Here is a 25,910-nt window from a genome sequence, read left to right as displayed (position 1 = left end):
TAACTCCTGGGGTGTGCGTGCGTCGAAGGGCGGACGGAACCGGGGCCGGCTCAGCCGCCGGCTCCCTGGTCCACCGTCACGTTCCCGAAGGGGAGCAGCGGCTCGGCCCACGGGAACACGTACTGGAACAGGACGTAGACCACCCCGAGGACGAGCAGCAGCGCGATCAGCGCACGTACCGGCGCAGGGCCCGGAAGATGCCGCCAGATCCAGCCGTACATGGTGCTCCTCGTTGCTCGGGTCGGCACAAGCGTAGACGCCCACCCGCCCGCCCCAGGCGGGTATTGGCGCAACGGACCGGGCGCGGCGGCCTACTGGGCGGAGGCGGCCCGCAGGTCGATCGATCCGGCGTACCCTGGCAGGCTCAGCTCGTTGCCCTCCTGGACCTTCCAGCCCAGCCCGTAGGCGGCCACGTAGCCCAGGTAGTTGCGGATCGTCGGATCGGCGTCCACCGCGGCCCGCAGCCCCTCGGTCCGGCCGACCGCGCGGATCACGTACGGCGGGGAGTAGACCCGGCCCTGCAGCAGCAGGGTGTTGCCGACGCAGCGCACCGCGCTGGTGGAGATCAGCCGCTGGTCCATCACCTGGATGCCCTCGGCGCCGCCCCGCCACAGCGCGTTCACCACGGCCTGGATGTCCTGCTGGTGGATCACCAGGTCGTTCACCCCGGGCTCGGGGACGCCGGGGATCCGGGCGGTGGCGTTCGGCGGGGCGTCGTCCAGCGTGACGGTCAGCCCGGGCCCGTGCAGCGGGTCCAGCCCGGCGGCCTGCTGCAGCGCGGCCAGCCGGGCGGTGTCGTCCGGGCTCCGTCCCTGCTCCCGGGCCAGCCGGTCGGCCCGGTCCTGGTCGGCCGCGACCTGTTCCTGGAGCTGCTGGTTCTGGGTGGAGCGCTGCTGTATGACGTCGCTGAGCCCCAGCAGCGAATTGTCGGTGCGCAGATCAATGCCGTGCGCGGTCCGCCCGCTCACGTAGAACAGCAGTCCGGCGAGGGCGAAGACGGTGCAGGTCAGGGCACGTCCGACAATTCGGCCCCGGCGCGGGCGCGCAGCCGGGTTCGGCGAAGAAATCGTGGAATCAGGCACCGTACCCTTATCTCCCTAAGACCCGGCGAGCCACTACGCTAACGGACGCCGGTGGCATGTGCGGAGATCCGACCGTTCGAACCAGGGTCTCCACGTGCCACCACGCCCCCACTGACCACCTGCGCGGTCACAGCGCATCGACAGGAGAGCCCCTCGTGCCGAAGTCTCGACTCCGCAAGAAGGCCGACTACACGCCGCCGCCGTCCTCCGCGACCGCCGTGAAGATCAGTTCCGGCCGGAGCTGGGTGGCACCGCTGATGCTGGTGCTGTTCCTGATCGGTCTGGCCTGGATCGTCAGCTACTACGTGACCAGCGGCACCTGGCCGGTCCGCAGCTGGGGCAACTGGAACATCCTGGCCGGCTTCGGCTTCATCGCGGCGGGCTTCGGCGTCTCCACGCAGTGGAAGTGAAGCCGCTGCCGCCCGCCGGGCGGTCCGCGGTCTGAGCTGCACCCCGCACCGCTCCGGCCTCCGGGCCGGGGCGGTGTTCGGCGTGCCCCGCCCCGGGTCGGTCACGGAGCGTCCGAACGTTTATCCACAGGGTTGTCCACACTGGGGAAAACTCCGCCGATCCTGTGGATAACTCGCAACGCAGCAGGATAACGCGCGTAGACACGGGAAATCCAATCGCCCGTCGCGCACCGCCTGTGGACAGTGCGCGGGGAGATCCCTCAGCCGGGCAGCCGGGCCATCCCCAGCAGCACCAGGCCCAGGCCGACGGCCAGCACCGCGACCGTCGTCAACCCCTGCACCAGGTTCCGGTGTGCTCGTGGGGCGTACATCATGCCCGCGCCGATGACGACGCCCGCCACCAGGCCGCCGATGTGCGCCCGCCAGTCGATCCCCTTCAGCGAGAAGGTGATCACCAGGTTCACCACCAGCAGCGCGATCACCGGCTGCATCGGGATCCGGTTCACCCGGAACAGCACCGCGGTGGCCCCCAGCAGTCCGAAGATCGCCCCGGACGCACCGACCGAGAACAGCTGCTCGGACGGCGGCGACAGCACGAATGCCAGCGCGTTGCCCGCGATGCCCGACACCAGGTACAGGCCGAGGAACCGCACCCGGCCCAGCGCCCGCTCCAGCTGGGGGCCGATCACCCAGAGCGAGAACATGTTGGTCGCGATGTGCAGCAGACCGCCGTGCACGAACATCGCCGTCACCAGCCGGTACCACTCCTGCGGCCCCTCGGCCATGCCGAACCGCAGCCCCGGCAGCGGCGCCCAGCTGACCAGGCCCAGCCTGACCTGCCACTGCCTGGACACGTACTCGGTCAGCAGGAACACCAGCAGGTTCAGGCCGATCAGCACCTTGGTGACCAGCGCGCCGTCGCCGAGCGACAGCACCCCGCCGAACGCCGTCCGCGGCCGGACCTGCCGCTCGGCAGCCGCGCCGTGCACACAGTCCGGGCACTGGAAGCCGACCGAGGCGGGCACCATGCACTCCGGGCAGACCGGCCGCCCGCACCTGGTGCAGGACACGCCGGTCTCCCGGTCGGGGTGCCGGTGGCACCGGGGCAGCCCGGACCCCTGGTCCTCCACGGGCGTCGGCCGCACGGGCTCGTCCGGAAGCATCGGCGCAGTCCCTCCATCAACGAAACGGTCCCGGCGCCGCCACCGTACGAAAACGGGGCACCGCCGGGACCGTCCAGGCTACTGCGCGCCACAAGAGCGCGGGCCGCCCCGGGAGGGCGGCAGGGTGCGAATCAGCCGCGGGAGACGACGACCTGCTCGATCACCACGTCCTGGACCGGGCGGTCGTAGGGCTTGGTGGTGGCGGTGGTGCCGATCGCGTCCACGACCTGCCGGCTGGCCGCGTCCACGACCTCGCCGAAGATGCTGTGCTTGCGGTTCAGCCAGGTGGTCGGGGCCACCGTGATGAAGAACTGCGAGCCGTTGGTGCCCGGGCCGGCGTTGGCCATGGCCAGCAGGTACGGGCGGTCGAACGACAGGTCCGGGTGGAACTCGTCGGCGAACTTATAGCCCGGGCCGCCGGTGCCGTTGCCCAGCGGGTCACCGCCCTGGATCATGAAGCCGTCGATCACACGGTGGAAGACGGTGCCGTCGTACAGCGGCTTGGCGGCCACCTCGCCGGTCTCCGGGTTCTTCCACTCGCGGGTGCCCTCGGCCAGCTCGACGAAGTTCGCCACGGTCTTCGGGGCGTGGTTCGGGAAGAGCTTCACCACGATGTCGCCGCGGTTGGTCTTCAGAGTGGCGGTCAGTTCCTCGGCCACGGGGGTACCTTCCTGTCTTTCATATGACTATCCGGGGAATCATCCCATGATCGCCGCAGACGGCTCAGTCGAAGGTGCCCGGCAGATAAGCAGGATGCATGATCTCCTATCAGGTGGAAAGGTGCATACCGGACAACACCGGACACCCGCCGAGAAGGAGAAGCCGTGAGCCGTACGGACACCGCGCGCGAGACCGCCGCACGGGCAAGGGACGCCGTCGCGCCCTACGCCACCTCCGCGAAGGAGGCCGCCCTGCAGTACGCCGAGGAGGCCAGGCAGGCGCTCGGCCCCAGACTGGAGGCGCTCGGCCCGAAGGCCGCGGCCGCCGGCGCACAGGCCCGCAGCGGAGCCGGCCAGGCCGCACAGGCCGCCCGGGTGCACTACGTCAAGCACCTCGCCCCGCACCTGGAGCAGGCCTTCTTCAGCCTCCCCCCGGACACCCAGAAGGCCGCCCTGAGGGCCGTCCACCGGGCCCAGGAGGCCGCGCTCGCCGCCAAGCTGTCGGCCGGTCAGGCTGCCTGCCAGGCCCGGACGAACGTCGCCCCCAAGGTCGCCGAAACCCTCCAGGCCGCCAAGGAGAGCGTCGTCCCGCTCGCCCAGGAGGCCCAGGCCCGCAGCGCCGCCGCGATCACCGCGCTGCAGGGCAACGTCAGCGCGGCCGAGATCAGCGACCTGGCCGCCAAGAACGCAAAGAAGAAGCGCTGCAACGGCTGGGCGACCGGCCTCGCGGTGGCCGGCGCCATCGCGATCGGCACCGGTGTCGCGACCTGGCAGTGGTACCGCAAGCAGAACAACCCCGAGTGGCTGACCGAGCCCCCGGAGCCCGTCACCGCCCCGCCCGCGACGGCCGACCCGACCCGGCCCGGCAGCGCCACCGGCACGCCGGTCGGCGGGGCCACCCTCAACGGCTCCGTCCCGCACGACGAACCGGCCGCCGGCGGCTCCAGCGCCGCCACGAAGCCGACCCCGCCGCCCGCCACCCGCCCCGCCGACGACGACCGGCCCAAGCCGCACGACCCGCGCAAGCCGCACTGACGCCCGTCGCCCCGGGCGTCTCCGGACACAGAACGGCCCCCGACCTGGTTTCCCCGGTCGGGGGCCGTTCAACGACTGTGGAGCCTAGGGGAGTCGAACCCCTGACATCTGCCATGCAAAGACAGCGCTCTACCAACTGAGCTAAGGCCCCGAGCAACGGGCACTAGCCTACCCGCTCCCGGGCAACGCCCCATGCGGGTTTCGGACCGGCCCCGGCCCGTACGCCGCGGGCCGGTCCGAGAAAGACTCGTCGGTCGGCTCAGCGGCCGGCCGGAACCGGGTCGGTCGCCTCGGTCCACAGGTCCTGCTCGGCGCGGTCCGCCTGGACCTGACGGTAGACAAAGAAGCCGCCGAGGGCGACCAGGGCGACCAGGAGAAGCTTCTTCACCGCGGGACCTCGTCCTTCTTGCTTGCTTGGATGTAAGAGTACGAACCAGCGGTCAGGCTGAAGACCGCCCTGGGGCCGATGATACACACCGGTAACCGGTTCAGAAGCGGCCCCCGCCACCGTCAACCGGCTGATCTGCAAGCGCCTTTGACGCTTCCCCACCAGTACGGTCATCGGACTGCGCGCCCGCTCCCTCCCCGACAGTCGACGCGCCGGGGCCCGCCGGCGGTTCCGAACCGCCGACAGGCCCCTCGCACAACGCCCCCGCCTACCCGCGACGCCGCCTGCGCAGCCGCGCGACATCCCGCCGGATCGCCCGGACGTCCTCGCTCAGCGAGTCGAGCCGGGCGCCGTGGGCGCCGAGGCGCGACTCCTGGCGGGAGAGCCGCTCACTGATCGCGGTGATCACCATCCCCTGCGCGTCCAGCCGCCGATCGACCGACCCGAGCGCGGCGGCCAACTCAACCACCGCACTCCGCAGGTCGTCCCCGGAGAAGCCGAACCCGGGCGGCTCCTCCGCCACCTGCGGCGGCACCGCGGGCAGCCTCCCCCCGAACGGCTCCAGCCCGTCGATCCGCCGCCGCCAGGCCGCCACGGCCGGATCCCGCCGCCCCGCCTCGTCCTCGTCCCACCGCAACTCGCTCCACCGCTTCCACGGCCGAGCCCGGAACACGTACGGGGCCGACGGCTCGGCCACCGGTCGGGCCGCACTCTCGATCACGTCGAGCAGCCGGCTGCGGACCTGACGGGCGACCTCGCTGTCCCGCAGCAGCATCGCCACGTTCAGCACGGCGCGGCGGGAGTACAGCGCGACGCCGTTTCCGCCGCCCTGGGGGCGGTGGGTGGCGTCCCTGGAGTTGTCCACAGGCGAGGTGGGGCGGTGGGCCTCGCCGGAGGGGTGGTCTTGGGGGTGCTCCGGGGCGCTGACCTGCCAGAAGTACGTTGTGCACTTCTGGCTTTCCGGGTTATCCACAGGGCGCGCGGAAGGAACGCCCACCGCGCCCTCCGGTTGACCGTCCTGCGAGCCGCTGACCTGCCAGACCTGCAACTTGCAGGTCTGGTCGGCGGGGTTATCCACAGGCTTGAGGACGGTGTAGCCGTTGCTCTCCAACTCCTGACGGTGGCGACGGAACAGACCGTAGATGGCCTTCTCGCCGACCTCGAAGTACTCGGCGACCATCCGCGTGTTGACGTGCAGCCCGTCGGGCAGCAGGACGAGGGCCTTGACCTCGTCGAGGACTTCGGTGCGCTCGCACAGGCCGCTTCGGAGCGTCCTGGATTCGAGCAGCGCGGCTTCCATGAACATGGGGGTGCCTCACGGGGTGAATGAAGACATGACGTGGGAACCGCCCGGGAGCCCGGGGCGGGCGGGGCCGGTCATCCGCCGGCCGGAGCAGAGGTCGCGCTGTGTCCCACGTCACCCAATGACCGGGCCTGTCGCCCGGCTATCCCCGACTTCACATCAGTTTCGAGTCAACTCACCCTGTGTTCTGCCTCTGCGCACCGATCTCAACGAGCCACCGCCGACGGGGGTTACGGCCGATCGTGGGGGAAAACGTCGAAGGCCCCGATCACCAGGTGATCGGGGCCTTCGCGCCGGTGGGCCTAACAGGACTTGAACCTGTGGCCTCTTCCTTATCAGGTGATCACTTGCTCGCGGCGACACTCGTGATGCTCCCGTGCACCTGAATGCATCGTGTGCCAGAGGTCGGCAACGTCCGTGGTTGTTCGCCGGTGTTGGCGTAGCACGTTGGCGTACGACAACGCGTCTACCTCAGCATGAACTGTCCGACCTACCCGGCCCCCGCCCAGGTGCAAAGCCGCCAACTGAACAATCCTGGTCCAACCTTGTTCACGGCAGCTGACAGAACGCCACGGCGGCGTCGTCTCCGGACTTGAACCGGGGCCAGCGACGGCCCTCCGGGTCGGTGGCTTCGACGTCCCGGACGGCAGAGATCAGGCCGTCGGCGTCGCGCTCACGGAGGATGCCGAACACGTCCGCCCACGTGGCCACCTGGTAGTCGGTGACCAGCCGGGCGGCCCCGTCCGACATGACCGCCACCGACTGGACGCCGGCCAGCAGCACCGCCCCCGTCAGCGCGTGCTCGGCGGCTTCGCCACTTCCGGCAGCCACCCAGTAGCCACCGGGCGCGTTCCGGGTAAGCCGCTGGGCGGCGACCATGCGGCGGACGCTCTCCGCGTGCTCCGGCGTCCCGGTGGCGAATCGCTGTGTCTCCGCCCGAAGCTCCGGGACGACGGTGTCCACCCGCAGGTCGGTCTTCACCGTGTACTCGCTGCCGCGCTCGAAGACGATCGGCGAGTCGGCGAGCACCAGGTAATCGAGCGCCGCCGCACCGGCCCGGACGATCGAGACCGTGGCTGAGGGTGTACCGGGGTTGGCCAGGTCGCACCCGGGGTGGAGCGCCGCCACCTGGTCGAGGGCCTGAGCCAGCCCATCGGCCAGCGGCCTGCCGGAGTCGGCCAACGCGCTGACCAGGTGGCCGCCGAGCTGGGCGACGTACCAGGGGACGCCGTGCAGACAGCCGGTGTCGAGCCCGGCGGTGCTCAGCCCGTCCAGGACGACGGCCAGCGAAGTCGTGGCGCCCACCCAGTCCTCGTTGGGGTTCGGGCTGCCGGGGGCCGTAGCGATGGAAACGCGCATGTCAGCCCTCGTGTCGGTAGATCGGGGTGACCCTGGTGCTCTCCAAGACGTCCAGCGTCTCCGGGTCGTAGCGGCAGGAGATAAGCGTGGAGAAGCGCTTCGTCCGGACGTCGCGGTACAGCTCGCCCAGGTGGTTCTCCAGGTAGTGCACCACGCCGTTCGCGCCGATCGAGTGGATGCCCGCGATGTAGAGGAAGGTTCCCTTGCCATCGAGGCGGGGCAGCCGAGCGAGATAGCCGACGTCGCCGGCCGTCCCGTCCTCGTCGAGCGGGGAGCGGTACTCGGTCTCCGTCTTCAGATCCACCAAGTGCCAGGCCCGGTCCTTGCGGAAGCGCAGGTTGTCGTCACCTTCGAGCACCTGGGCGATGATCGGGGACAGTCGTGGCCCGCAGACCACCACCAGGTGCTCCCGGTTGAGGTTCACGATCCCGGACGGCGGGACCACCTCGTAGTCGGAGTCGAGCTTCAAGCTCGCGAACAGCTTCCGCAGGTGCTCGTAGTTCTTCAGGTCTTCCCTGGTCACGACCTCGCTGGGGTTCTGGTCCGGGGCCTTCCCCGCCTCATACTTCCCGCCGAGCGCCACGGTCATCGGCCCCAGGCCGAAGAAGGCCCGCTCCGGTGCCGGGCCAGCCGACGCAAGCTGCCCGACACGCCCACGGCTCACGCCGAGCAGTGCAGCAATCTCGGTCTGCGACATGCCCGCCGCCGACGCTTCCTCGATCGCCTCGCGGCGGACACGGGACAGCTCGACCACCCGGCTCTGGTAGTCCGCCATCAGGGCAATTGCCGCCTTGGCCCGTTCGATCGGGACGGCCACGCCGGCCACCCGCTCCAGCTCCTCGTGCATCGTGGTCCCTTCATCGCTTAGGGGGGCAAAGCAAGAATAGCGCAAGGGGGACTTGACGGGCAGTGGCAGCCTGCATACCTTGGGTATCGCAAGGAAGCGCAAGCCCCCCTAAGCGGAGGCGAAAACGATTCCATGCGCCTCTGACCTGTGTAAACGCGACGGTCGGTTGTCGGGGAAGGCGGCATTGCCGCACGCCTACGAGCCGCGCCTGATCGCAGTTCCTTGAGAACTCAAAAGTGTGCTGATCAACGAACGAGTGTCTTTGGTCCCCGATCCGTGCCGCTTCGTGGCGGGTCGGGGGTCATGGCTGCTCGTGAGTGACGAGTGGCTGGGCCCATGAGTCGGGGCCGTCGCGCCTTCCTTGGCCGGAGCGCGACGACCCCTTCGGGCCTGTTCACCTGACAGAGAGGTAGAGACCCGTGAGGTCGATTGTTGCAGGGAAGGTCGCCGCGAACTCCTCTGAGTTCGCGGAGCTGGCGCTGGGCGTGGACTGCGAGCTGTTCGCCGGTGTGCCGGGGGAGGGCCCGTTGGAGTACGAGGCGCGGATGGACGTGGCGCTGGCGGTGCTGGCGGACCTGGAGCGGGAGGACCTGAAGCTGGCGGCGTTCGCGCGGCGGCTGATGGACGCGGCACCGGTGCCGCTGTTCGCCAACCGCCGGGTCGTCGCCGCTCGCCGGGCCGCCGGCCACCGCGCGTTCGGCGTGGGGGAGGCGGCCTGATGAGCAGGCTGAAGCGTCGCGCTCACCGCCGCCTGGTCGTGCTCACGAAGCGCGTGTTCGTGCTCATCGCCCGCTCGTCGGGCGGGAAGCGGGGTGCACGGTGAGCGCTCTGGTGACGCCGCAGCAGATCCGCTCGGCCGAGCGGGTCTTGAGTTTCGGGACGTGGGCGATCACGTTCGGGGCGGTGCTGTACAGCATGCTCACGGTGACGCCGCTGATGGTCGCGCACACCCCGGAGGGCTGGAAACTGACGGCCCCGATCCTGCCGCTGGTCGTGGACGCGGCGGTGGTGATCGTGGTCCGGATGGACGGCATCCTGGCCCGTCTCGGCGGCGACGGCGGCCGGTGGCCGGTGGTGCTGCGCTGGATGACCGGCGTCGCAACGGTGCTGCTCAACGTGGGCGAATCCGCTCTGACGGGGGATCGGGTGGGGGTCGCGGTCCACGCGGTCGCGCCGCTGCTGCTGATCGTCACGGCGGAGACCTCGCTCGCCTACCGGCGGGCGATCGCCCGCGCGGTGGCCGCCCGCGAGGCCCGTGAGCGGGACGAGCGGGACGAGCGCCGGCGGCTCGCCGAGCAGGCGCAGGAGCGGGCCCGGGCCGAGCAGAAGGAGACGGCCGAAACCGCCGAGCGTCTGGCCCGTGAGGCCGACGAGCGTGAACGTGAGCGCGATCGCGAGAAGCGTGAGCACGACCTGGCGATGCTGCGCGAGAACCTTGCCGCGCAGGAGCGCCGGGAGGCCGCCGACCGTGTCGAGCGGGCCCGGAAGGACGAGACCGATCGGGCCGCCGAGGAGCTTCGTGAGCGCCTCGCGAGCGAGCGTGAGCGCATCGAGGGCGAGCGTGAGCAGCGGCGGCTTGCCGCCGTCAAGGCTCGGCGGGACAAGCTGCTGTCCGGCCCCGCCGTCACCGAGAAGGTGCCGGAGGAGTTGGCCTTGGAGATCGTTCGGGCCGCCGCCAGTTGCGGCACCACGCAGCGCCGGGCCGTCGAGCTGACCGGCTGGTCCACCGGCTGGGTCGCCGCCCGCTACAAGGAGATCGAGCCCCTCCGGAGCCTGATCCTCGACACCGACCCGCTGGCCGTGTCCGCCGCCTGAGTGCGGCCAACCGCAATTCCACCCAACTTCCTTGCACCACAGACCTTTTGGAGTTCCGCATGTCCTCCTCCCGTGTCGCCCGTTTCGGTGCCGCCTACGCCCTGATGCGCGCCGCCGCCGATGTGGCGGACCACTGGGTCCAGTCCGACCACCAGGCCTGCACCAAGGGCCAGCACGACCACAACGAGGGTCAGTCCAGCGTCGCCGGCCGCAAGGCGTGCGCCGCCCACGTCGCCGCCTACGTCGGCACCCAGGGCCTCGCGCTGCTGGTCGGCGCCCGGATGGTCGGCATGCGCCTGCGGCCCGTCCCGGTGGCCGCCGCGCTGGCCGTGTCCGCCGTCACCCACTACGTCGCCGACCGGCGCGAGCCCCTGCGCCGCATCGCCGACGCCACCGGCAAGAGCAACTTCTACGCCCTCGGCACCCCCGCCCACCCCGCGCACCCGACCACCGCCGACGGCACGTACGCACCCGTCCTCGGGACCGGCGCGTACGCCCTCGACCAGGCCTGGCACCACGCCTGGGAGACCGTCGCCGCCGTCATCGCCTCCGCCTGACCGACCCCACCGTCACCGCCCGCCCGCCCACACACTTCAGGGAGTTTCCCCATGGCCCGCCTGCACTCCGGTCTCCGTCTCAACACCGCCGCCTGGGAAGGCGTCACGCTGACCCCGAGCAACAACCGCATGCGCAAGATCCTGGACGAGATCGGCCCGGCCGGACTCGGCCGCAGCGTCACCATCCACGAGGCCGGGCACGCCGTCGTCGGCCTCGCCACCGGCCACCGCATCACCGGCATGCAGCTCACCGGCAACGGCCTCAACCACGGCCAGACCCAGTTCGCCGGCGCGAACGCCGTGCCCCTCACCGAGCACGTCGCGATGACCACGGCCGGCGTGCAGGCCTGCACGCGCTGGCTGCGCGGCATCGGCGCGAGCCGCCACGTCATGGACTACGCCACCGACCAGGCCGCCGCCGACATGGACTTCATCAAGCGCACCGTGCGGGCCGAAGGTGCGAACCCCTCGGCGGTCCTGCGCGACGCCCAGAAGATCGCCGACCGGTTCCTGGACCGGTACTGGTCGCAGGTCGAGGCCGTCGCCTACGAACTCGACCTGCGCAACAGCCTCGGCGAGTCCGCCATCCGCAGCCTCGCCCGCATCTGACCACCCGCCCGACCCCACCGGAGATCACCGTGTCCGACACCCAGTTCATCGCCTACATGAACGCCTTCAGCGCCGCCACCGACCACACCGCCGGCTGCGACGCGTGCCGGAACGACCGGCCGTGCGAGGTCGGCGACCCGCTGCACGCCGACTTCAACGCCCACCACGCCGCCCGACAGGCCCGCCGCCACCGCCCGACCTCGAAGGAGAACACCGTGAACACCACGGAGACCACCGCCCGTCAGACGCCGCGCTACACCGCCGACGTGGTGTGCGTCCGCGAGGGCGCGATCCGTTCGGTGCTGCTGATCGAGCGCGGCTGGGACCCGCACAAGGGCCTGGACGCGCTGCCGGGCGGGCACGTGGACGACGGGGAGAGCCCGCTCGCCGCCGCCGTCCGGGAGCTGGCCGAGGAGACCGGCGTCAAGGTCCCGGCGTCCTGGCTGCGCGAGGTCGGCGTGTTCGACGCGCCGGGCCGCGACCCGCGCGGGGCGTACTCCACCACCGCCTACGTCGTCACCGTCCCGGCCGGCACCCAGGCCGTCGCCGGGGACGACGCCGTCCGCGCCCGCTGGGTGCCGGTCGCCGACCTGCTCGCGGACTCGGAGGGCCTGGCGTTCGACCACGCGCAGATCCTCATGGACGCGCTGCTGCTCACCGGCGACCGCCGGGCCTGACTTCTCCCCGGGGCGGCCGTTCCTGCCGGCAAGCTGACCGGCCGCCCCGGGTCCCCCTTTCCGCACCACATCGCGCAGTGAGAAGGGAAGACCAGTGAACCAGAACCACCAGCCCGACCCCGGCGAGGAAGAGCTGTTCCTGCTGCTGGCGGCGGAGATGGCCGCCGACGCCGAGGCCGAGGCCCGGGGCGAGGTCGTCGACCTCGACAAGGCCCGCACCGAGCGCCGCCCCGCCACCACCCCCGCCGACGACGCCGACCCGGACGACGTGGACGGGCAGTCCGTCTACGTCGACCAGCCCACGGCGGTGCCGCTGCCGGTGCCGGAGGGCGCGCGCCGCCCGATCCTCCCCGCCTGGCTGCTGTCCAAGTCCGAGCTGGCCGCGCAGACCAGGTGGGCCGCCGGGCACGTCGGCCACTCCCTGGCCTACCACGCTCTCCGCTCTCCCCTCTACGCCGCCAAGCTCGCCGCCCGCTCACCGCGCGGCGCGGCGCGCACGCTGTCGTTCCTGGGCCGGTGGACGTCCGACGCGGAGGGGCAGCCCCTGCGGTCGGCCGCCGCCCGCAGGGAGGACGCCGAGCTGTACCTGAAGCTGTGCCGCCAGCGCGACAACCGGGTGCGGCTGCGCGGCGTCATCAGCCTGCTGGCCTCGGTGTTCGGCCTGGCCGCCGTCATCGTGCTGCTCGTCATGACCTCCACCGCCACTCTGCTGGCCCTCGCCGCGGCCGTGGTCCTGGCGCTCGGTGCGGCGGGCGCGCCGGCGGACGAGCCGCTCATCACCCGCGCCGTCGTCAAGGCCAAGGCCCCCAAGCTCACCTCCGACATGGTCGTGGCCGCGCTGGAGTCCCTCGGCATCGCCGCGATCACCTCCGCCAGGTCGAAGAACAGCGGGATCACCTTCCCCGCCCCGATCACCCGCGACGGCCCCGGCTGGCGCGCCGACGTCGAACTGCCCGCCGGCGTGGAGGTCACCGACGTCATGGAGCGCCGGGGCCGCCTCGCCTCCGGCCTGCGGCGCCCGATCGGCACCGTCTGGCCCGAGCAGGCCAAGGGCGAGCACCCCGGCCGCATGGTGCTGTGGGTCGGCGACCAGGACATGGCCAAGGCCAAGCAGCCCGCCTGGCCGCTCGCCAAGGCCGGCACCGTCGACCTGTTCAACCCCGTGGCCTTCGCCACCGACCAGCGCGGCAGCTGGGTGACGGCCACGCTGATGTTCATCGCCGGGATCATCGGCGCGGTCCCCCGCATGGGCAAGACCTTCCTGCTGCGCCTGCTGCTGTTGATCGCCGCGCTCGACCCCCGTGCCGAGCTGCACACCTACGACCTGAAGGGCACCGGCGACCTCGACCCCGTCGGCGGCCAGGTCAGCCACCGACACCGCGCCGGCGACGACGACGAGGACATCGAGTACGCCATCGCCGACATGCGCGAGGTCCGCGAGGAACTGCGCCGCCGTACCAAGGTGATCCGCTCCCTGCCTCGCGACGTGTGCCCGGAGTCCAAGGTGACCTCCCAGCTCGCGGACAACAAGTCGCTGCGGCTGCACCCGATCGTGATCGGCGTGGACGAGTGCCAGGTGTGGTTCGAACACCCCAAGCACGGTGCCGAGTTCGAGGAGATCTGCACCGACCTGGTCAAGCGTGGCCCGGCCACCGGAATCGTGCTGCTGCTGGCCACCCAACGGCCCGACGCCAAGTCCCTGCCCACCGGCATCTCCGCGAACGCGATCCTGCGGCTGTGCCTGAAGGTCATGGGCCAGGTCGAGAACGACATGGTCCTCGGCACGTCCAGCTACAAGCGCGGGATCCGGGCCACGACCTTCTCCCGGGAGGACCGGGGCATCGCCTACTTCGTCGGCGGCGAGGGCTCGGACGCGCAGATCGTCCGCTCTGTGTTCGCCGACGCGCCGATGGCCGAGGCGATCGCCGCGCGCGGCCGGCGGGCCCGCGAGCAGGCCGGGCTGCTGACCGGCTACGCGGCCGGCACCGCCGACGCCGCCCCCGCCACGGCGCTCTCCCACGACCTGCTCGCCGACGTCCTCGCCGTCATGGGCCCCGACGAGCCGAAGCTGTGGTCGGAGACGATCGTGGCCCGCCTCGCCGAACTCCGCCCCGACGTCTACGGCCCCTGGGCCGAACTGGAGGGCCGTGCCAAGGCCGACCAACTGGTGGCCGCGCTCAAGCCGTACGGCGTCACCACGGGCCAGGTCTGGGGCACCACCGAGGACGGCAAGGGCGCGAACCGGCGCGGCATCACCCGCGACGACGCCACCCGAATCATCGCTGAGCGTGACAAGAAGAGCGCCGCCTGACCGTCGAACCGGGTGCTAGGCCTAGCGGACACCCCCGCTAGACCTAGCACCCCCGCTAGCGGCCCACACCACACCTGATCAGCGACCTAGCCCCTAGCGCGCCACCTGCGAAAACCACGAAAACCGCCCTGGAGGCCACTGTGACCCCCCTCCTGCTGCCCGCGATAGCCGCCACCCTGCTCGTCACCCTCGGTTACAGCGCGTTGTGTGCGGCGAGCCCGTTCGGGAACTGCCGCCGCTGCCGCGGACTCGGCTTCGCGCTCAAGAACGACCGCCACGGCAACCCGAAGCGCGGCAGGATCTGCCGCCGCTGCCACGGTGCCGGCAAGCGGATCCGCATCGGCCGCCACCTCTACAACCTCGCCCACGCCACCTGGCGCTCCGGCACCCGCTGACCCCCTCCCCGCACGCCCCGCTCCGGCCCTCGGGCCGTCGAACGAAAGGCCGTGTCATGGCCCTGACTGTCTCGCTCGTCGTGCTGTTCGGCATCGCCCTCGCCTTCCTGCTGAAGGCCAAGTCCCTCAGCGCCGGTTCCGCCTTCGTCGCGGTGATGTTCGGCTTCCTCCTCGCCTCCACCGGCGCGGCCGGCCCCGTCGACAACCTCATCCACGCCCTGACCGAGGCGATCGGCAAGGTTCGCGCATGACCGCCACCGCCGCGATCCGGCCGCTGGCCGCCGCCCACCTGCGCGACGCCCTCACCGCCGCCGCCGACCACGACCCGATCACCTCCCTCGCCGCGCTCATGAACATCGACCCCGCCTCGTGGGAGGCCATCCAGCACCGCACCGCCCAGCTCGGCACCAGCGTCCTCGACCTGCTCGCCCACGCCGCCCGCACCGGAGGAACCCCGTGAACACCAGCGACCTGGTCACCGCCGCCGTCCTCTTCGGCCCCGGCACGCTCGCCCTCATCCCCCACCTCGCCTCCCAGCGCGCCTCCCGCGCCCACTCCGCCCGCGTCAACGCCGTCCTCGCCCACTCCGCCCACGAGCGCGCCCAGGCCGAGCAGGACGACGAGACCCCCGCCCCGCCCGACGGCGGCGAGCCCCTCCCGCACCTCGCCCCCGTCGTCCCGCTCGTCCCGGTCGAGCGCCTCGCGCCGGTCGTCGACCTCGCCGCCCGCCGCGCGGCCTGAGACCGGATCGGGAGACACCGAATGAGCGTCATTTCCGCCATTCCCGTCACCGTGGCCGGCCGCCGACCCCGGCTGCTGGACGCGTTCTGCTGCGCGGGGGGTGCCGGAACGGGCTACCACCGCGCCGGGTTCGACGTCACCGGCATCGACATCCGCCCCCGCCCGAACTACCCGTACCGGTTCGTCCGGGGCGACGCGGTCGAGTACATCCGCGCCCACGGGGCCGAGTACGACCTGATCCACACCTCGCCGCCGTGCCAGGCCGGATGCGCGCTCACCGTCGGCACCAACACCGCCATGGGCTGGGGCACCGCCCACGTCGACCTGGTCGCCGCCACCCGCGCCGCCGCCGATTCCACCGGGCGGCCGTACGTCATCGAGCAGCCCAACGGCCGCGCCCCGGTGCGCAAGGACATCAGCCTCTGCGGCGAGCAGTTCGGCCTGGGCGTCCTGCGGCACCGCAACTTCGAACTCGGCGGCTGGACCATGCCCAACCCCACCCACCCCCGTCACCGGGGCCGCGTCCGGGGCTGGCGACACGGCCAGTACTTCGACGGCCCCTACGTCGCCGCGTACGGCTCCGGCGGCGGCAAAGCCACCGTCGCCGAGATGCAGCAGGCCATGGGCATCGACTGGACCGACGTCCGCGAAGAACTCACCGAGGCCATCCCCCCGGCCTACACCGAACTGATCGGCCGCCACGCCCTCGCCCGGCTTGTCGGTACGCCTGTTCCGCTCGCCGCCTGAGGCTCCGGCCGTGGCCGCCCTCGACTGGCGCGACGCCCGGCACTACGACCGCACCCGCACTCTCTCCTGCCGCTGGTGCGGCCACCCCACCCCACTGCGCGACGAGCAGCGCAGACCCGCGCACAAGGTCTGCGCCGAAGCCGCGATGAACAACAACGACGGCGGCCCCCCTCTGCCAAGAAACGGGGCCGCCGCCAATCCAGCACCGATCTAGAGAACTGGAGACACCAGCATGACCCATCCCGCCCCGGTTCGGGGAGAACACCTCGCCGCCGCCCTCTCCCTGGCCACGTCCGGCGTGCCCGTGCTGCCGCTGCGGGCCGGGAAGGTGCCGTTCGGCAACTGCCTGGCTTGCGAGAAGAACGCGTGCGGGGGGCGGCCGAACATGAAGACCCCCGGCCCCTGCCTGTGCCCCCGGCCGTGCCATGGCTGGGCCGCCGCCACCACCGACCGGCACGTCATCAACTCCCCGGAGTGGGGGTACGAGTGGCGGCTGGCCGCCGCCGTGGCCTACCACCCCGGCGGCGCGGGCTTGACCGTTGTGGACCTCGACAACGCCGACGCCATCGCGTGGGCAGAGGCCAACCTGCCCGCCACCCGGACCGTGCGAACCACCCGGGGCGAGCACTGGCTCTACCGGGGCGTTATGCCCTCCGCCAACGCCGTGCGGCCCGGCGTGGACGTCAAGTCGCGTATGTCCTACGCCCGTTGGCTCGGCCCCGGCACCGGCACCCTCGCCGCCCTGCCGGACTCGGTCCGCGACCTGGTGGTGCGGGAGCCCGCCCCGGTCCGGCCGGTGCGTGTCTCCGTGCCGGTGCCGGCCGGGGGCGGCCGGTGCCCCCACCGCAGCCCCGTGTTCCTGGAGCGTGGCATCGCCATGGCCGAGCAGACCATCACCGCGGCTTCGAGCGCCGTCCACGCCACCGTGTACGGGGTGTTCCTGGCGGTGCTGTCCACCCATGGCCGGTGCGGCTGCCTGACCGAGGCGCACACGCAGCGGCTGTTCGCCGCCGCCGGCGCAAAGGGCGAGACCGCCCGGCACTGCGAGGACGCGTGGGCCAACGCCCTGACCACGTTGGGGTTGTGACCGTGTCCGAGGACGAGAAGACCCCGGCACGCGAGATCATCGCCGACTACGCCGCCGCCCACTTCCGGTACTTCCGCACCGCCGACGGCACCGTCTACGCCCAGCGAATCGGCCACCCCGTCGCCCGCCCGATCCGCTCCCAGGGCACCACCGGCAGCCACCGCCAAGAGCTGATGGTGGGCCTGTACCGGGACGGCGTCGGCGTGTTCAACGGCACCGCCCTCAAGGAAGCGCTCGACCTGATCGAGGCACTGGCCCTGGCCGAAGCCGTGCAGCAGGTTCACATCCGCGTCGCCCCCGGCTTCGACGGTGCGACGTGGCTCGACCTGGGTCGCGCCGACGGCCTGTCGGTGCGCATCCACCCCACCGGCTGGGACGTCCTCACCCCCGACCCGCGCGAGGTGTGTTGGCGGCGCACCCAGCTCACCGGCGAACTTCCCGTGCCTACCAAGGACACCGACGGCAAGGGCATCGACCTGCTGCTGCGGCTGACGAACTTCGCCAATGCCAGTTCCGAGTGCCTGGCCGTCGCGTGGCTGATCGGCTGCCTCGGCCCGTCCGTCCCCGTGCCCGCGCCGTTCCTCACCGGGCCGCAGGGCGCGGGCAAGTCCACCGGCGGCCGGATGCTGGTGCGGATCGTCGAGGGCATGAGCGGCGACCTGCGCCGGGCGCCGAAGGACGAGGAGAACCTGATCGCCGCCGTCGCGGCCGGATGGGTCACCGCCCTCGACAACCTGAGCCACATGACCCCGGACCTGTCCGACGCCATGTGCTGCATCGTCACCGGAGCCGAGTCCGTGAAGCGGGCCCTGTTCACGGACGGCGACGTCCACCGCGCCTCCTACCGCCGGCCGCTGCTGCTGACCGGCATCGACGTCGGCGTCATCCGGCCCGACCTGGCGGAGCGCCTCCTGCCGCTGCGGCTGGAGCGGCCCAAGGTGCGGCGCACCGAGGCCGAGCTGTGGGCGGAGTACGAGCAGGCGCTGCCCGTCGTTCTCGGCTCCCTGCTCGACCTCACCGTCCAAGTGCGGGCGGCGGAGGCGGAGACGCCGACGGATCTGCGGATGGCGGACTTCGCGCACCTGTGCGCGCAGCTCGACGCCGCCACCGGCCTCGGAGCGCTCGCCGCCTACCGGGCCAGCCTCGACGACCTGAACGACGACGTGATCGAGGGCGACCTCCTCGCGCAGACCGTCCTGAAGCACGCCGAGACCATCGCCGCCGGCGGCGCGCAGCGGATGACATCCACCGAGTGGCTGCAGTGCCTCAGCCGCCTCTACGCCGGCGAGGAGACCCGCCCCCTGCCCAAGGGCTGGCCCACCACGGGGAAGGTGCTGTCCGACCGGCTCAAGCGCCTCCAACCCACCCTCGCCGCCCGCCAGGTCCTCATCGACAGCGGCCGCACCAAGGAAGGCCGCTACCTCGAAATGGCCCGCCCCGCCCCCACTCCCCAGCACGAGCAATCCGAGCTGCCCGACCCCCGCGTCTGAACAGCAAGAAGAGCACAGCCTTCACTCGCCCCCCGCGTGCTCCTCTTGCTGTTGGCGGCCGCGCCGCCCCAGAACGCGCCGCGAAGCGGCTCCTCCTTTCGCCCTGAGGCGCACACAACCACCAACAGACAGCCCCTCCTTTTTCCTAAGTAGAGGAACGCTGCGTCACCTGCGTCACTCGGCCCGAAAAACGGCCCCTGACCTGCACGGAAAGCGGTGACGCAGACGACGGACGCTGCGTCATCCTGCGTCACCTGCGTCACCCGGTACGTCACCCGATGACGCAGCCGTGACGCAGCGATGACGCACACCGGGACCCCTGCGTCACCCAAAACCCCAGGTCAGAAGCACGAATGACGCAGATGACGCGGTGACGCAGAAATCCCCACCTAGGACACATCCACTGCGAGCCCTCCAGCCGCACCACCAGCTCAGAACCGATCAGCACAGGTTGCGTCGGTTCCAGCGGTACGTCACGAGGTCCGGCCCACCTGAGCCCCGTACAGGGAGGACCGACCACCTTGACCACCGCCACGCCCGCCGTCCTGACCGTGCCCGACGTCATGGCGGCACTCCAGCTCAGCCGTACCAAGGTCTACGACCTGATCCGCTCGAACGCCCTGCCGAGCTTCCTCATCGGCCGCAGCCGACGGATCGCAGCCGACGATCTCGCCACCTACATCACGAACCAGACCAGGACCACGAACTGATGGCAAAGAAGAACCCGAACGGGGCCGGAAGCATCACCCGCCGGCCGGACGGCCTGTACGAGGCCCGCGTCTACGTCACCACCACCGACGGGCTCAAGAAGCGCATCTCGCGGTACGGCAAGACCTACGACGAGGCCGCGGAGAAGTTGGCCCGCGCAAAGGAGCTGGAGGACAAGGGCGTCCCCACCCCCACGAAGGAGGTGAAGGTGGGTGAGTACCTGACGTACTGGCTGACCGAGATCGTGCGGCCCCACCGGCGCAACAACACCTTCGCCAAGTACGAGACCATGGTCCGCCTTTACCTGATCCCCAAACTCGGGACGAAGCGCCTGACGAAGCTCGGCATCCAGGACGTGCGGACCTTCTTCGCCAAGCTCCGGGCCGAGGAAGTGGGCGGTTCCACCCAGCAGGAGTGCATGAAGGTGCTCCGCAACGCGCTCAACCGGGCGATCCGCGAAGAGTTGCTGCTGCGGAACGTCGCGGAACTGGTGGACATGCCCAAAGCCGACAGCAAGGAAGTCATCCCCTGGACGGTCTCCGAGGCCATCACCTTCATGCGCTCGGTTCGGGCCCACCGGCTGTTCGCCGGGTTCGTGCTGGCGCTGGTGCTGGGCTTCCGCCGGGGCGAGCTGCTGGGCCTGCGGTGGGTGGACATCGACTTCTCCACCGGCACGATCCACCCGCGCAAGCAGGTGCAGCGGGTGAAGGGCATCGGGCTGGTGCTGGTGGACCTGAAGACCGCCTCGTCCGTCGGTGCCCTGCCGCTCCCCCGGCTGTGCCTGGAAGTGCTGGGCGAGCGCCGGATGCTTCAGCGCCGGGAACGGGAGCGCGCCGGCCTCGACTGGACCGAGTACGACCTCATCCTCACCACCGAGACCGGCGGGCCGATCGACCCGGACGGCTTCTCGGACACTTTCGAACGCCGGGTGAAGCGCTCCGGTGTCCGGCGCATCCCGGTCAAGGACACCCGGCACACCACCGGCAGCCTGCTGGCCGTCCTGGGGGTCCACCCGAACGACGCGCAGAAGATCCTCCGACACGCCCGCATCACCACCACGCTCGGGATCTACACCCATGTGACGACCGCCACCCAGCGAGCCGCCGCCTCGACACTTGGCGAGCGGTTCCGGGAGCTGATGAACCGGGCCCCGGGTTCGGAAGTCGTACTCCGCCCGCACGAGTTCCCGGAGCAGCGCTTCGGGCAGCCGACCGGCCTGATCGTGGAACGGGCATTCGTTCCGGGCCTGCTTCCGGAGATTCCTCCGGACCCGTTGGCGTAAATCGCTGGCGTACCAGGCAAACGAAACGCCCCGGATGGAGATCCATCCGGGGCGTTTCCGCAGGTGGGCCTAACAGGACTTGAACCTGTGGCCTCTTCCTTATCAGGGAAGCGCTCTAACCGTCTGAGCTATAGGCCCTTGCCGCACTCAAAGATTAGCGGACCGTCGGCCGATCTCCCAAATCCGTATCCGCGGCCCCCTCCGAACGGTGCCGCTCAGGGGGTTCGGCGAGCCACTGGGCGCGGGTGGCGGGGAGGCGGGAGGCGCCTGCGGGGGTGGGGCGGACGGCGAGGACCTGGTTGATGCCGATGCGGTTCTGCTCGAAGGCGAGGGCGCAGGCGGCCATGTAGAGGCGCCAGACCCGGGCCCGGCCGCGGCCGGCCAGTGGGACGGCTTCGGACCAGTGGGCCTCCAAGTTGGCGACCCATTCGCGGAGGGTGCGGCCGTAGTGCTCGCGGAGGGCCTCGACGTCGCGGACCTCGAAGCCGGCCTCCTCCAGTCGGGAGACGGTGGTGCCGACGGGGGAGAGCTCCCCGTCGGGGAAGACGTAGCGGTCGATGAAGGGGGAGAGCCGGTACGTCGCGCCGGGGTCCAGCGGGCGGCGGGCGATCTGGTGGTTGAGCAGGCGGCCGCCGGGGGCGAGCAGGTCGTACAGGTGGCGGGCGTAGACCAGGTACTGGGCCGAGCCGACGTGTTCGGCCATGCCGACGCTGGAGATGGCGTCGAACGGCCCGTCGGGGATCTCCCGGTAGTCCTGGAGCCGGATCTCGACCCGATCGGCCAGGCCGGCCTCGGCGACCCGTTTGCGGGCCAGCGCGACCTGTTCGGTGGAGATGGAGACGCCGACCGCCTGAACGCCGTAGTGGCGGGCCGCGTGCAGGACCAGCGAGCCCCAGCCGCAGCCGACGTCCAGCAGGCGCATGCCGGGGCGCAGGCCGAGCTTGCGGCAGATCAGGTCGAGCTTGGCCTCCTGGGCGTCCTCCAGGCTCTTCGCCTCGGGCGTCCAGTAGGCGCACGAGTAGACCATGGTGGGGCCGAGGACGAGCCCGTAGAAGTCGTTGCCGACGTCGTAGTGGTGGCTGATCGCGGCCCGGTCGCGGCGGCGGCTGTGCAGGCTGCCGCGGCGGCGGCGGACCTCCTCGGGCGGGGGAGTGGGCGCCGGGCCGAGCGCGCCCAGGCGCAGCGCGGTGCCGAGCAGCCGGCGGCCGGGGGCACCGAGGATGTGCCGGGGGCCGAACTGCAGGCTGCGGATGTCCGAGTCGTCGGTGAAGGCGGAGACGGCGCCCAGCACCTCGTAGAGGTCGGTGCCGGGGTCGAGTTCGAGGTCGCCGGAGACGTACGCGCGGGCCAGGCCGAGTTCGTCGGGGGACCAGAGCAGGCGGCGCAGGGCCCGCCGGTTGCGCAGCACGACGGTGGGGGCGCCGGGCGGGCCGGCCTGGGAGCCGTCCCAGGTGCGTACTCGCAGCGGGAGCCGACGGCCGATCAGGCCTTCGAGCGCTCGGACCAGTTGCTGTGCGTTCTCCGCCATCACGGACCTCTCGACCGGCCGTACCCGTCCGGGCCGCCCGGTGACCGCTGTCGCGGCCGGTCGGCCCCGTGCTCGTTCGTGTATTCCATTTGTCCACGCGGGGGCGGTGCCGCCGATCCCGGCGCGCCGCCCGGTCACCCGATTGCCGCCGGGGACGACGAAGGCCCCGAAGGCTTCAACAGCCTTCGGGGCCCGGGGAATTCCGCCGAACTGACGCGGGGTCAGTCTTCCTCGGCCAGGGTGAGTTCGATGCCGCCGGTGAAGCCGGCCGCGGTGTTGTAGATGAACGCCGCGAGGGTGGACAGCGCGGTCATCAGGACCACGTCGACCACCGCGATCAGGGTGGTGAACATCATGACCTTGCCGAACCCGATGTAGTCCATCAGGTTGAACGCGCCGGAGCTGTCGGTGCCGGTGACGTCCTTGAGGGTGCTGGTCAGCGAGTCGAAGACGCCGAGGCCGTCCAGGGTCATCCAGAGCACCGCGGAGGCCACGATGACGATCACGCCGACGGCCAGCGACAGCAGGAAGCTGACCTTCATGACCGACCACGGGTCGGCCTTGGTGATCCGCAGCCGGGCCTTGCGGACCTTCCCGGCGCCGCCGGCGCTCGGCCCGGTGCCGCCGGGGCGTCGGGCCTGGCCGCCGCCGCCCTGGCCGCCGGGAGCGCCGCCCTGCGGGCCCGGGCCACCGGTACGGGTGCCGCGCGCCGGGGTGGGCTGGCCCTTCGCGTACGTGGTGGGCTGGGAGAAGCCGGGCGGGCCGCTGGGAGCCGGCGGGTTCTGGCCGCCGTAGCCGGGCTGCCCGGCCTGGGGCATCACCGAGGTGGACGTGGCGGGGTTCTCGGGGTGCTGCGGTGCACCGTACGGTGTCCCGCCCGGTCCGCCCGACAGGCCGCCCGTGGCACCTCCAGCACCCGTGGCTCCGCTCACCGTGGTCCTCCCGAACCGTCCGCCAGGCCGATCGAACCGCCCTGGTCCGTGTTGTGCTCGTGCTCCGCCTGCCCGGTTGGCCTGCGGTCAACCCGTGGTGCCCGCCCCGCCGGAAGCGGGACGGGCACCACGGTCGCGGTCGTGCGTCAGCCCTGGTCGGGTGCGCCGTCCGCCTCGTGCTCGGTGGCGGTCGCGGTCTCGGACGCCTCGGCGTCGAGGTCCGCGCCCTCCTCCTCGTCGGCCTCCGCGTTGCGGGCCATGCCCACCACCGCGTCGCGCTTTCCGAGGTTGATCAGTTGGACGCCCATCGTGTCACGTCCGGTTTCACGAACCTCGGAAACCCTGGTCCGGATCACTCCTCCGGAGAGGGTGATGGCCATGATCTCGTCGGTCTCCTCGACCACCAGGGCGCCGACCAGCGAGCCCCGGCCTTCGACGATCTTCGCAGCCTTGATGCCGAATCCGCCGCGACCCTGGACACGGTACTCGTCGACCGACGTCCGCTTGGCGTAACCGCCGTCGGTGGCGGTGAAGACGTACGTCCCCGGACGGACCACGTTCATCGAGAGCAGTTCGTCGTCCTCGCGGAACGACATGCCCTTGACGCCGGAGGTGGCCCGGCTCATCGGGCGGAGCGCCTCGTCGGTGGCCTTGAAGCGGATCGACTGGGCCTTCTTGGAGATCAGCAGCAGGTCGTCCTCGGCGGAGACCAGCTCGGCGCCGATCAGCTCGTCGTCCCGGCCCTCCTCGTCCTGGCGCAGGTTGATCGCGATCAGGCCGCCGGAGCGCGGGGAGTCGTAGTCCTTGAGCGGGGACTTCTTGACCAGGCCGCCGCGGGTGGCGAGCACCAGGTACGGCTTGTCCTCGTAGGTGCGCACCGCCATCACCTGGGTGATGTGCTCCTCCGGCTGGAACGCCAGCAGGTTGGCGACGTGCTGGCCGCGGGCGTCGCGCCCGGCGTCGGGCAGCTCGTAGCCCTTGGCGCGGTAGACCCGGCCCTTGTTGGTGAAGAACAGGATCCAGTTGTGGGTGGTGGTGACGAAGAAGTGGTCGACGATGTCGTCCTGCTTCAGCTGCGCGCCGCGCACGCCCTTGCCGCCGCGCTTCTGCGAGCGGTAGAGGTCGGAGCGGGTGCGCTTGACGTAGCCGCCGCGGGTGATGGTGACCACGATGTCCTCTTCGGCGATGAGGTCCTCGATGGAGAGGTCGCCGTCGGAGGGGATCAGGGTGGAGCGCCGCTCGTCGCCGTACTTCTCGACGATCGCGGTGAGCTCCTCGGAGACGATCTCGCGCTGCCGGGCGGGCGAGGCGAGGATCGCGTTGTACTCGTTGATCTTGGCCTGGAGCTCGTCGTGCTCGCTGAGGATGCGGGCGCTCTCCAGGGCGGCCAGCCGGCGCAGCTGCATCTCGAGGATGGCGTTGGCCTGGAGTTCGTCGATCTCCAGCAGCTGCATCAGGCCGGTGCGGGCGGCGTCGGCGCTCTCCGAGGCGCGGATCAGCGCGATCACCGCGTCGATCTGGTCGAGGGCCTTGAGCAGCGCGCGCAGGATGTGGGCGCGCTCCTCGGCCTTGCGCAGCCGGAAGGTGGTCCGGCGGACGATGACCTCGATCTGGTGGGCGACCCAGTGCCGGATGAAGGCGTCCAGCGAGAGGGTACGCGGCACGCCGTCGACCAGGGCCAGCATGTTGGCGCCGAAGTTGGTCTGCAGGTCGGTGTGCTTGTACAGGTTGTTGAGCACGACCTTGGCGACCGCGTCCCGCTTGAGCACGATGACCAGGCGCTGGCCGGTGCGCGAGGAGGACTCGTCGCGGACGTCGGCGATGCCGGCGATCCGGCCGTCCTTGACCAGGTCGGCGATCTTCAGGGCGAGGTTGTCCGGGTTGACCTGGTAGGGCAGCTCGGTGATCACCAGGCACTGGCGGCCCTGGATCTCCTCGACCTCGACCACCGCGCGCATGGTGATCGAGCCGCGGCCGGTGCGGTAGGCGTCCTCGATGCCGCGGCGGCCGACGATCAGCGCGCCGGTCGGGAAGTCGGGGCCCTTGATCCGCTCGATCAGGGCTTCCAGCAGCTCCTCGTTGGACGCCTCGGGGTGCTCCAGCGCCCAGAGCGCGCCGGAGGCGACCTCGCGCAGGTTGTGCGGCGGGATGTTGGTGGCCATGCCGACCGCGATGCCGGTGGCGCCGTTGATCAGCAGGTTGGGGATGCGCGCGGGCAGGACGGTGGGTTCCTGCTGCCGGCCGTCGTAGTTGGCGGCGAAGTCGACGGTCTCCTCGTCGATGTCGCGCATCATCTCCATCGCCAGCGGCATCATCTTGCACTCGGTGTAGCGCATCGCCGCGGCCGGGTCGTTGCCCGGGGAGCCGAAGTTGCCGTTGCCGTCGACCAGCGGCATCCGCATCGACCAGGGCTGGGCGAGGCGGACCAGGGTGTCGTAGATCGAGGTGTCGCCGTGCGGGTGGTAGTTACCCATCACGTCGCCGACCACGCGGGCGCACTTGTAGTAGCCCTTCTCGGGCCGGTAGCCGCCGTCGTACATCGCGTAGAGCACGCGCCGGTGCACCGGCTTGAGGCCGTCGCGGACCTCGGGCAGGGCACGCGACACGATGACGCTCATCGCGTAGTCGAGGTAGGAGCGCTGCATCTCGGTCTCGAGCTCGATGAGCTCGACCCGGTGACCGCTCTGGGCAGGGGTGGTGCTGTCCTCGGGCTGTTCGCCGCCGTCCGGACGGTTGTCGTCGACCACTTGGGGTCAGTTTCCTTTCAACGATCCTTGACGGGACG

29 protein-coding genes and 2 tRNA genes are annotated in these 25,910 nt (G+C 71.2%); 18 read left to right on the top strand and 13 right to left on the bottom strand.

Annotated features, from left to right (window positions below; translation table 11 throughout):
• Positions 1-50 precede the first annotated feature (50 nt).
• Together ACIQF6_RS09095 and ACIQF6_RS09090 are read right to left on the bottom strand one after the other, a co-directional pair.
• Positions 51-221 carry a hypothetical protein gene (locus tag ACIQF6_RS09095; protein ID WP_014137037.1) on the bottom strand — a complete coding sequence of 57 codons (171 nt, stop codon included), beginning with the start codon at positions 219-221 and terminating at the stop codon, positions 51-53.
• Between the two features lie 90 nt (positions 222-311).
• On the bottom strand, positions 312-1,082 hold the full coding sequence (locus tag ACIQF6_RS09090) for a DUF881 domain-containing protein (protein ID WP_400891928.1): 771 nt from the start codon (positions 1,080-1,082) through the stop codon (positions 312-314).
• Positions 1,083-1,237: 155 nt separating this feature from the next.
• Here ACIQF6_RS09090 and crgA point away from each other — a divergent pair, with 155 nt between their 5' ends.
• Positions 1,238-1,492, top strand: a complete 255-nt coding sequence (crgA, locus tag ACIQF6_RS09085) for a cell division protein CrgA (RefSeq protein ID WP_400891925.1) — start codon at positions 1,238-1,240, stop codon at positions 1,490-1,492.
• Positions 1,493-1,752: 260 nt separating this feature from the next.
• Here crgA and ACIQF6_RS09080 read toward each other — a convergent pair whose 3' ends face one another.
• Positions 1,753-2,655, bottom strand: a complete 903-nt coding sequence (locus tag ACIQF6_RS09080; RefSeq protein ID WP_400891921.1) for a rhomboid family intramembrane serine protease — start codon at positions 2,653-2,655, stop codon at positions 1,753-1,755.
• Positions 2,656-2,786: 131 nt separating this feature from the next.
• Entirely contained in the window at positions 2,787-3,314 is a 528-nt protein-coding gene (locus tag ACIQF6_RS09075) for a peptidylprolyl isomerase (protein ID WP_400891918.1), read from the bottom strand.
• A gap of 165 nt (positions 3,315-3,479) precedes the next feature.
• On the opposite strand from ACIQF6_RS09075, the gene ACIQF6_RS09070 reads away from it, so the two are divergent.
• Positions 3,480-4,349: a DUF5324 family protein gene (locus tag ACIQF6_RS09070; RefSeq protein WP_400891916.1), complete on the top strand. Its 870-nt coding sequence runs from the start codon at positions 3,480-3,482 to the stop codon at positions 4,347-4,349.
• A gap of 78 nt (positions 4,350-4,427) precedes the next feature.
• On the opposite strand, the gene ACIQF6_RS09065 is transcribed toward ACIQF6_RS09070, so the two are convergent.
• The 5 genes from ACIQF6_RS09065 to ACIQF6_RS09045 all read right to left on the bottom strand — a co-directional run bounded on the left by ACIQF6_RS09065 (position 4,428) and on the right by ACIQF6_RS09045 (position 8,246).
• A tRNA-Ala gene (locus ACIQF6_RS09065) sits at positions 4,428-4,500 on the bottom strand.
• 108 nt (positions 4,501-4,608) lie between these two features.
• Positions 4,609-4,737, bottom strand: coding sequence for a DLW-39 family protein (locus ACIQF6_RS09060; RefSeq protein ID WP_014137031.1), 129 nt, complete (start codon positions 4,735-4,737; stop codon positions 4,609-4,611).
• A 268-nt stretch (positions 4,738-5,005) separates the two neighbouring features.
• Positions 5,006-6,043, bottom strand: coding sequence for a hypothetical protein (locus ACIQF6_RS09055; protein ID WP_400891914.1), 1,038 nt, complete (start codon positions 6,041-6,043; stop codon positions 5,006-5,008).
• Between the two features lie 546 nt (positions 6,044-6,589).
• Positions 6,590-7,399: a hypothetical protein gene (locus ACIQF6_RS09050; RefSeq protein WP_400891913.1), complete on the bottom strand. Its 810-nt coding sequence runs from the start codon at positions 7,397-7,399 to the stop codon at positions 6,590-6,592.
• Position 7,400: 1 nt separating this feature from the next.
• Positions 7,401-8,246: a sigma-70 family RNA polymerase sigma factor gene (locus tag ACIQF6_RS09045; RefSeq protein WP_400891911.1), complete on the bottom strand. Its 846-nt coding sequence runs from the start codon at positions 8,244-8,246 to the stop codon at positions 7,401-7,403.
• Between the two features lie 419 nt (positions 8,247-8,665).
• Here ACIQF6_RS09045 and ACIQF6_RS09040 point away from each other — a divergent pair, with 419 nt between their 5' ends.
• The 16 genes from ACIQF6_RS09040 (at position 8,666) to ACIQF6_RS08965 (ending at position 20,665) form a co-directional block, all read left to right on the top strand.
• Positions 8,666-8,965: a hypothetical protein gene (locus ACIQF6_RS09040; protein ID WP_400891908.1), complete on the top strand. Its 300-nt coding sequence runs from the start codon at positions 8,666-8,668 to the stop codon at positions 8,963-8,965.
• Positions 8,966-9,065: 100 nt separating this feature from the next.
• A complete protein-coding gene (locus ACIQF6_RS09035) occupies positions 9,066-10,061 on the top strand; it encodes a DUF2637 domain-containing protein (RefSeq protein ID WP_400891906.1) in 996 nt (331 codons plus the stop codon).
• 59 nt (positions 10,062-10,120) lie between these two features.
• Positions 10,121-10,618 (top strand): transcriptional regulator, encoded by a 498-nt coding sequence (locus tag ACIQF6_RS09030; protein ID WP_400891904.1) that lies wholly within the window; start codon positions 10,121-10,123, stop codon positions 10,616-10,618.
• A 51-nt stretch (positions 10,619-10,669) separates the two neighbouring features.
• The gene (locus ACIQF6_RS09025; RefSeq protein ID WP_400891902.1) at positions 10,670-11,227 is read left to right on the top strand and encodes a hypothetical protein; all 558 of its coding nucleotides are present in this window, start codon (positions 10,670-10,672) and stop codon (positions 11,225-11,227) included.
• 29 nt (positions 11,228-11,256) lie between these two features.
• Complete coding sequence (locus tag ACIQF6_RS09020; protein ID WP_400891899.1) at positions 11,257-11,904, top strand: NUDIX domain-containing protein; 648 nt, start codon at positions 11,257-11,259, stop codon at positions 11,902-11,904.
• Positions 11,905-12,061: 157 nt separating this feature from the next.
• Positions 12,062-14,215 (top strand): cell division protein FtsK, encoded by a 2,154-nt coding sequence (locus ACIQF6_RS09015; protein WP_400892215.1) that lies wholly within the window; start codon positions 12,062-12,064, stop codon positions 14,213-14,215.
• 140 nt (positions 14,216-14,355) lie between these two features.
• On the top strand, positions 14,356-14,610 hold the full coding sequence (locus ACIQF6_RS09010; protein WP_400891897.1) for a hypothetical protein: 255 nt from the start codon (positions 14,356-14,358) through the stop codon (positions 14,608-14,610).
• 56 nt (positions 14,611-14,666) lie between these two features.
• On the top strand, positions 14,667-14,861 hold the full coding sequence (locus tag ACIQF6_RS09005) for a hypothetical protein (RefSeq protein ID WP_400891895.1): 195 nt from the start codon (positions 14,667-14,669) through the stop codon (positions 14,859-14,861).
• Positions 14,858-15,070, top strand: a complete 213-nt coding sequence (locus ACIQF6_RS09000; protein ID WP_400891892.1) for a hypothetical protein — start codon at positions 14,858-14,860, stop codon at positions 15,068-15,070. Before ACIQF6_RS09005 ends, ACIQF6_RS09000 begins: the two co-directional genes overlap by 4 nt.
• Positions 15,067-15,351: a hypothetical protein gene (locus ACIQF6_RS08995; protein WP_400891890.1), complete on the top strand. Its 285-nt coding sequence runs from the start codon at positions 15,067-15,069 to the stop codon at positions 15,349-15,351. The genes ACIQF6_RS09000 and ACIQF6_RS08995 overlap by 4 nt, the downstream gene beginning before the upstream one ends.
• Before the next feature lie 21 nt (positions 15,352-15,372).
• Positions 15,373-16,098: a DNA methylase gene (locus tag ACIQF6_RS08990; RefSeq protein WP_400891887.1), complete on the top strand. Its 726-nt coding sequence runs from the start codon at positions 15,373-15,375 to the stop codon at positions 16,096-16,098.
• A gap of 10 nt (positions 16,099-16,108) precedes the next feature.
• The gene (locus ACIQF6_RS08985; RefSeq protein WP_400891884.1) at positions 16,109-16,312 is read left to right on the top strand and encodes a hypothetical protein; all 204 of its coding nucleotides are present in this window, start codon (positions 16,109-16,111) and stop codon (positions 16,310-16,312) included.
• Between the two features lie 18 nt (positions 16,313-16,330).
• The gene (locus ACIQF6_RS08980) at positions 16,331-17,185 is read left to right on the top strand and encodes a bifunctional DNA primase/polymerase (protein WP_400891882.1); all 855 of its coding nucleotides are present in this window, start codon (positions 16,331-16,333) and stop codon (positions 17,183-17,185) included.
• Between the two features lie 2 nt (positions 17,186-17,187).
• Positions 17,188-18,675 carry an ATP-binding protein gene (locus ACIQF6_RS08975; RefSeq protein ID WP_400892212.1) on the top strand — a complete coding sequence of 496 codons (1,488 nt, stop codon included), beginning with the start codon at positions 17,188-17,190 and terminating at the stop codon, positions 18,673-18,675.
• Between the two features lie 521 nt (positions 18,676-19,196).
• Positions 19,197-19,385, top strand: coding sequence for a helix-turn-helix domain-containing protein (locus tag ACIQF6_RS08970; protein ID WP_400891879.1), 189 nt, complete (start codon positions 19,197-19,199; stop codon positions 19,383-19,385).
• A complete protein-coding gene (locus tag ACIQF6_RS08965) occupies positions 19,385-20,665 on the top strand; it encodes a tyrosine-type recombinase/integrase (RefSeq protein WP_400891877.1) in 1,281 nt (426 codons plus the stop codon). Before ACIQF6_RS08970 ends, ACIQF6_RS08965 begins: the two co-directional genes overlap by 1 nt.
• A 64-nt stretch (positions 20,666-20,729) precedes the next feature.
• Here the strand turns inward: ACIQF6_RS08965 and ACIQF6_RS08960 are convergent.
• The 4 genes from ACIQF6_RS08960 to gyrA all read right to left on the bottom strand — a co-directional run bounded on the left by ACIQF6_RS08960 (position 20,730) and on the right by gyrA (position 25,872).
• Positions 20,730-20,803: transfer RNA gene (locus tag ACIQF6_RS08960), tRNA-Ile, on the bottom strand.
• A 16-nt stretch (positions 20,804-20,819) separates the two neighbouring features.
• Entirely contained in the window at positions 20,820-22,193 is a 1,374-nt protein-coding gene (locus tag ACIQF6_RS08955; RefSeq protein ID WP_400891874.1) for a class I SAM-dependent methyltransferase, read from the bottom strand.
• A 221-nt stretch (positions 22,194-22,414) separates the two neighbouring features.
• Positions 22,415-23,125, bottom strand: a complete 711-nt coding sequence (locus ACIQF6_RS08950) for a DUF3566 domain-containing protein (protein ID WP_400891871.1) — start codon at positions 23,123-23,125, stop codon at positions 22,415-22,417.
• A 146-nt stretch (positions 23,126-23,271) separates the two neighbouring features.
• A complete protein-coding gene (gyrA, locus tag ACIQF6_RS08945; RefSeq protein WP_400891869.1) occupies positions 23,272-25,872 on the bottom strand; it encodes a DNA gyrase subunit A in 2,601 nt (866 codons plus the stop codon).
• Between the last annotated feature and the right edge of the window lie 38 nt (positions 25,873-25,910).

The organism is Kitasatospora sp. NPDC092948 (assembly GCF_044754805.1).
Classification (GTDB): Bacteria; Actinomycetota; Actinomycetes; order Streptomycetales; family Streptomycetaceae; genus Kitasatospora.
This window is presented reverse-complemented; position numbering and strand designations above follow the sequence as displayed.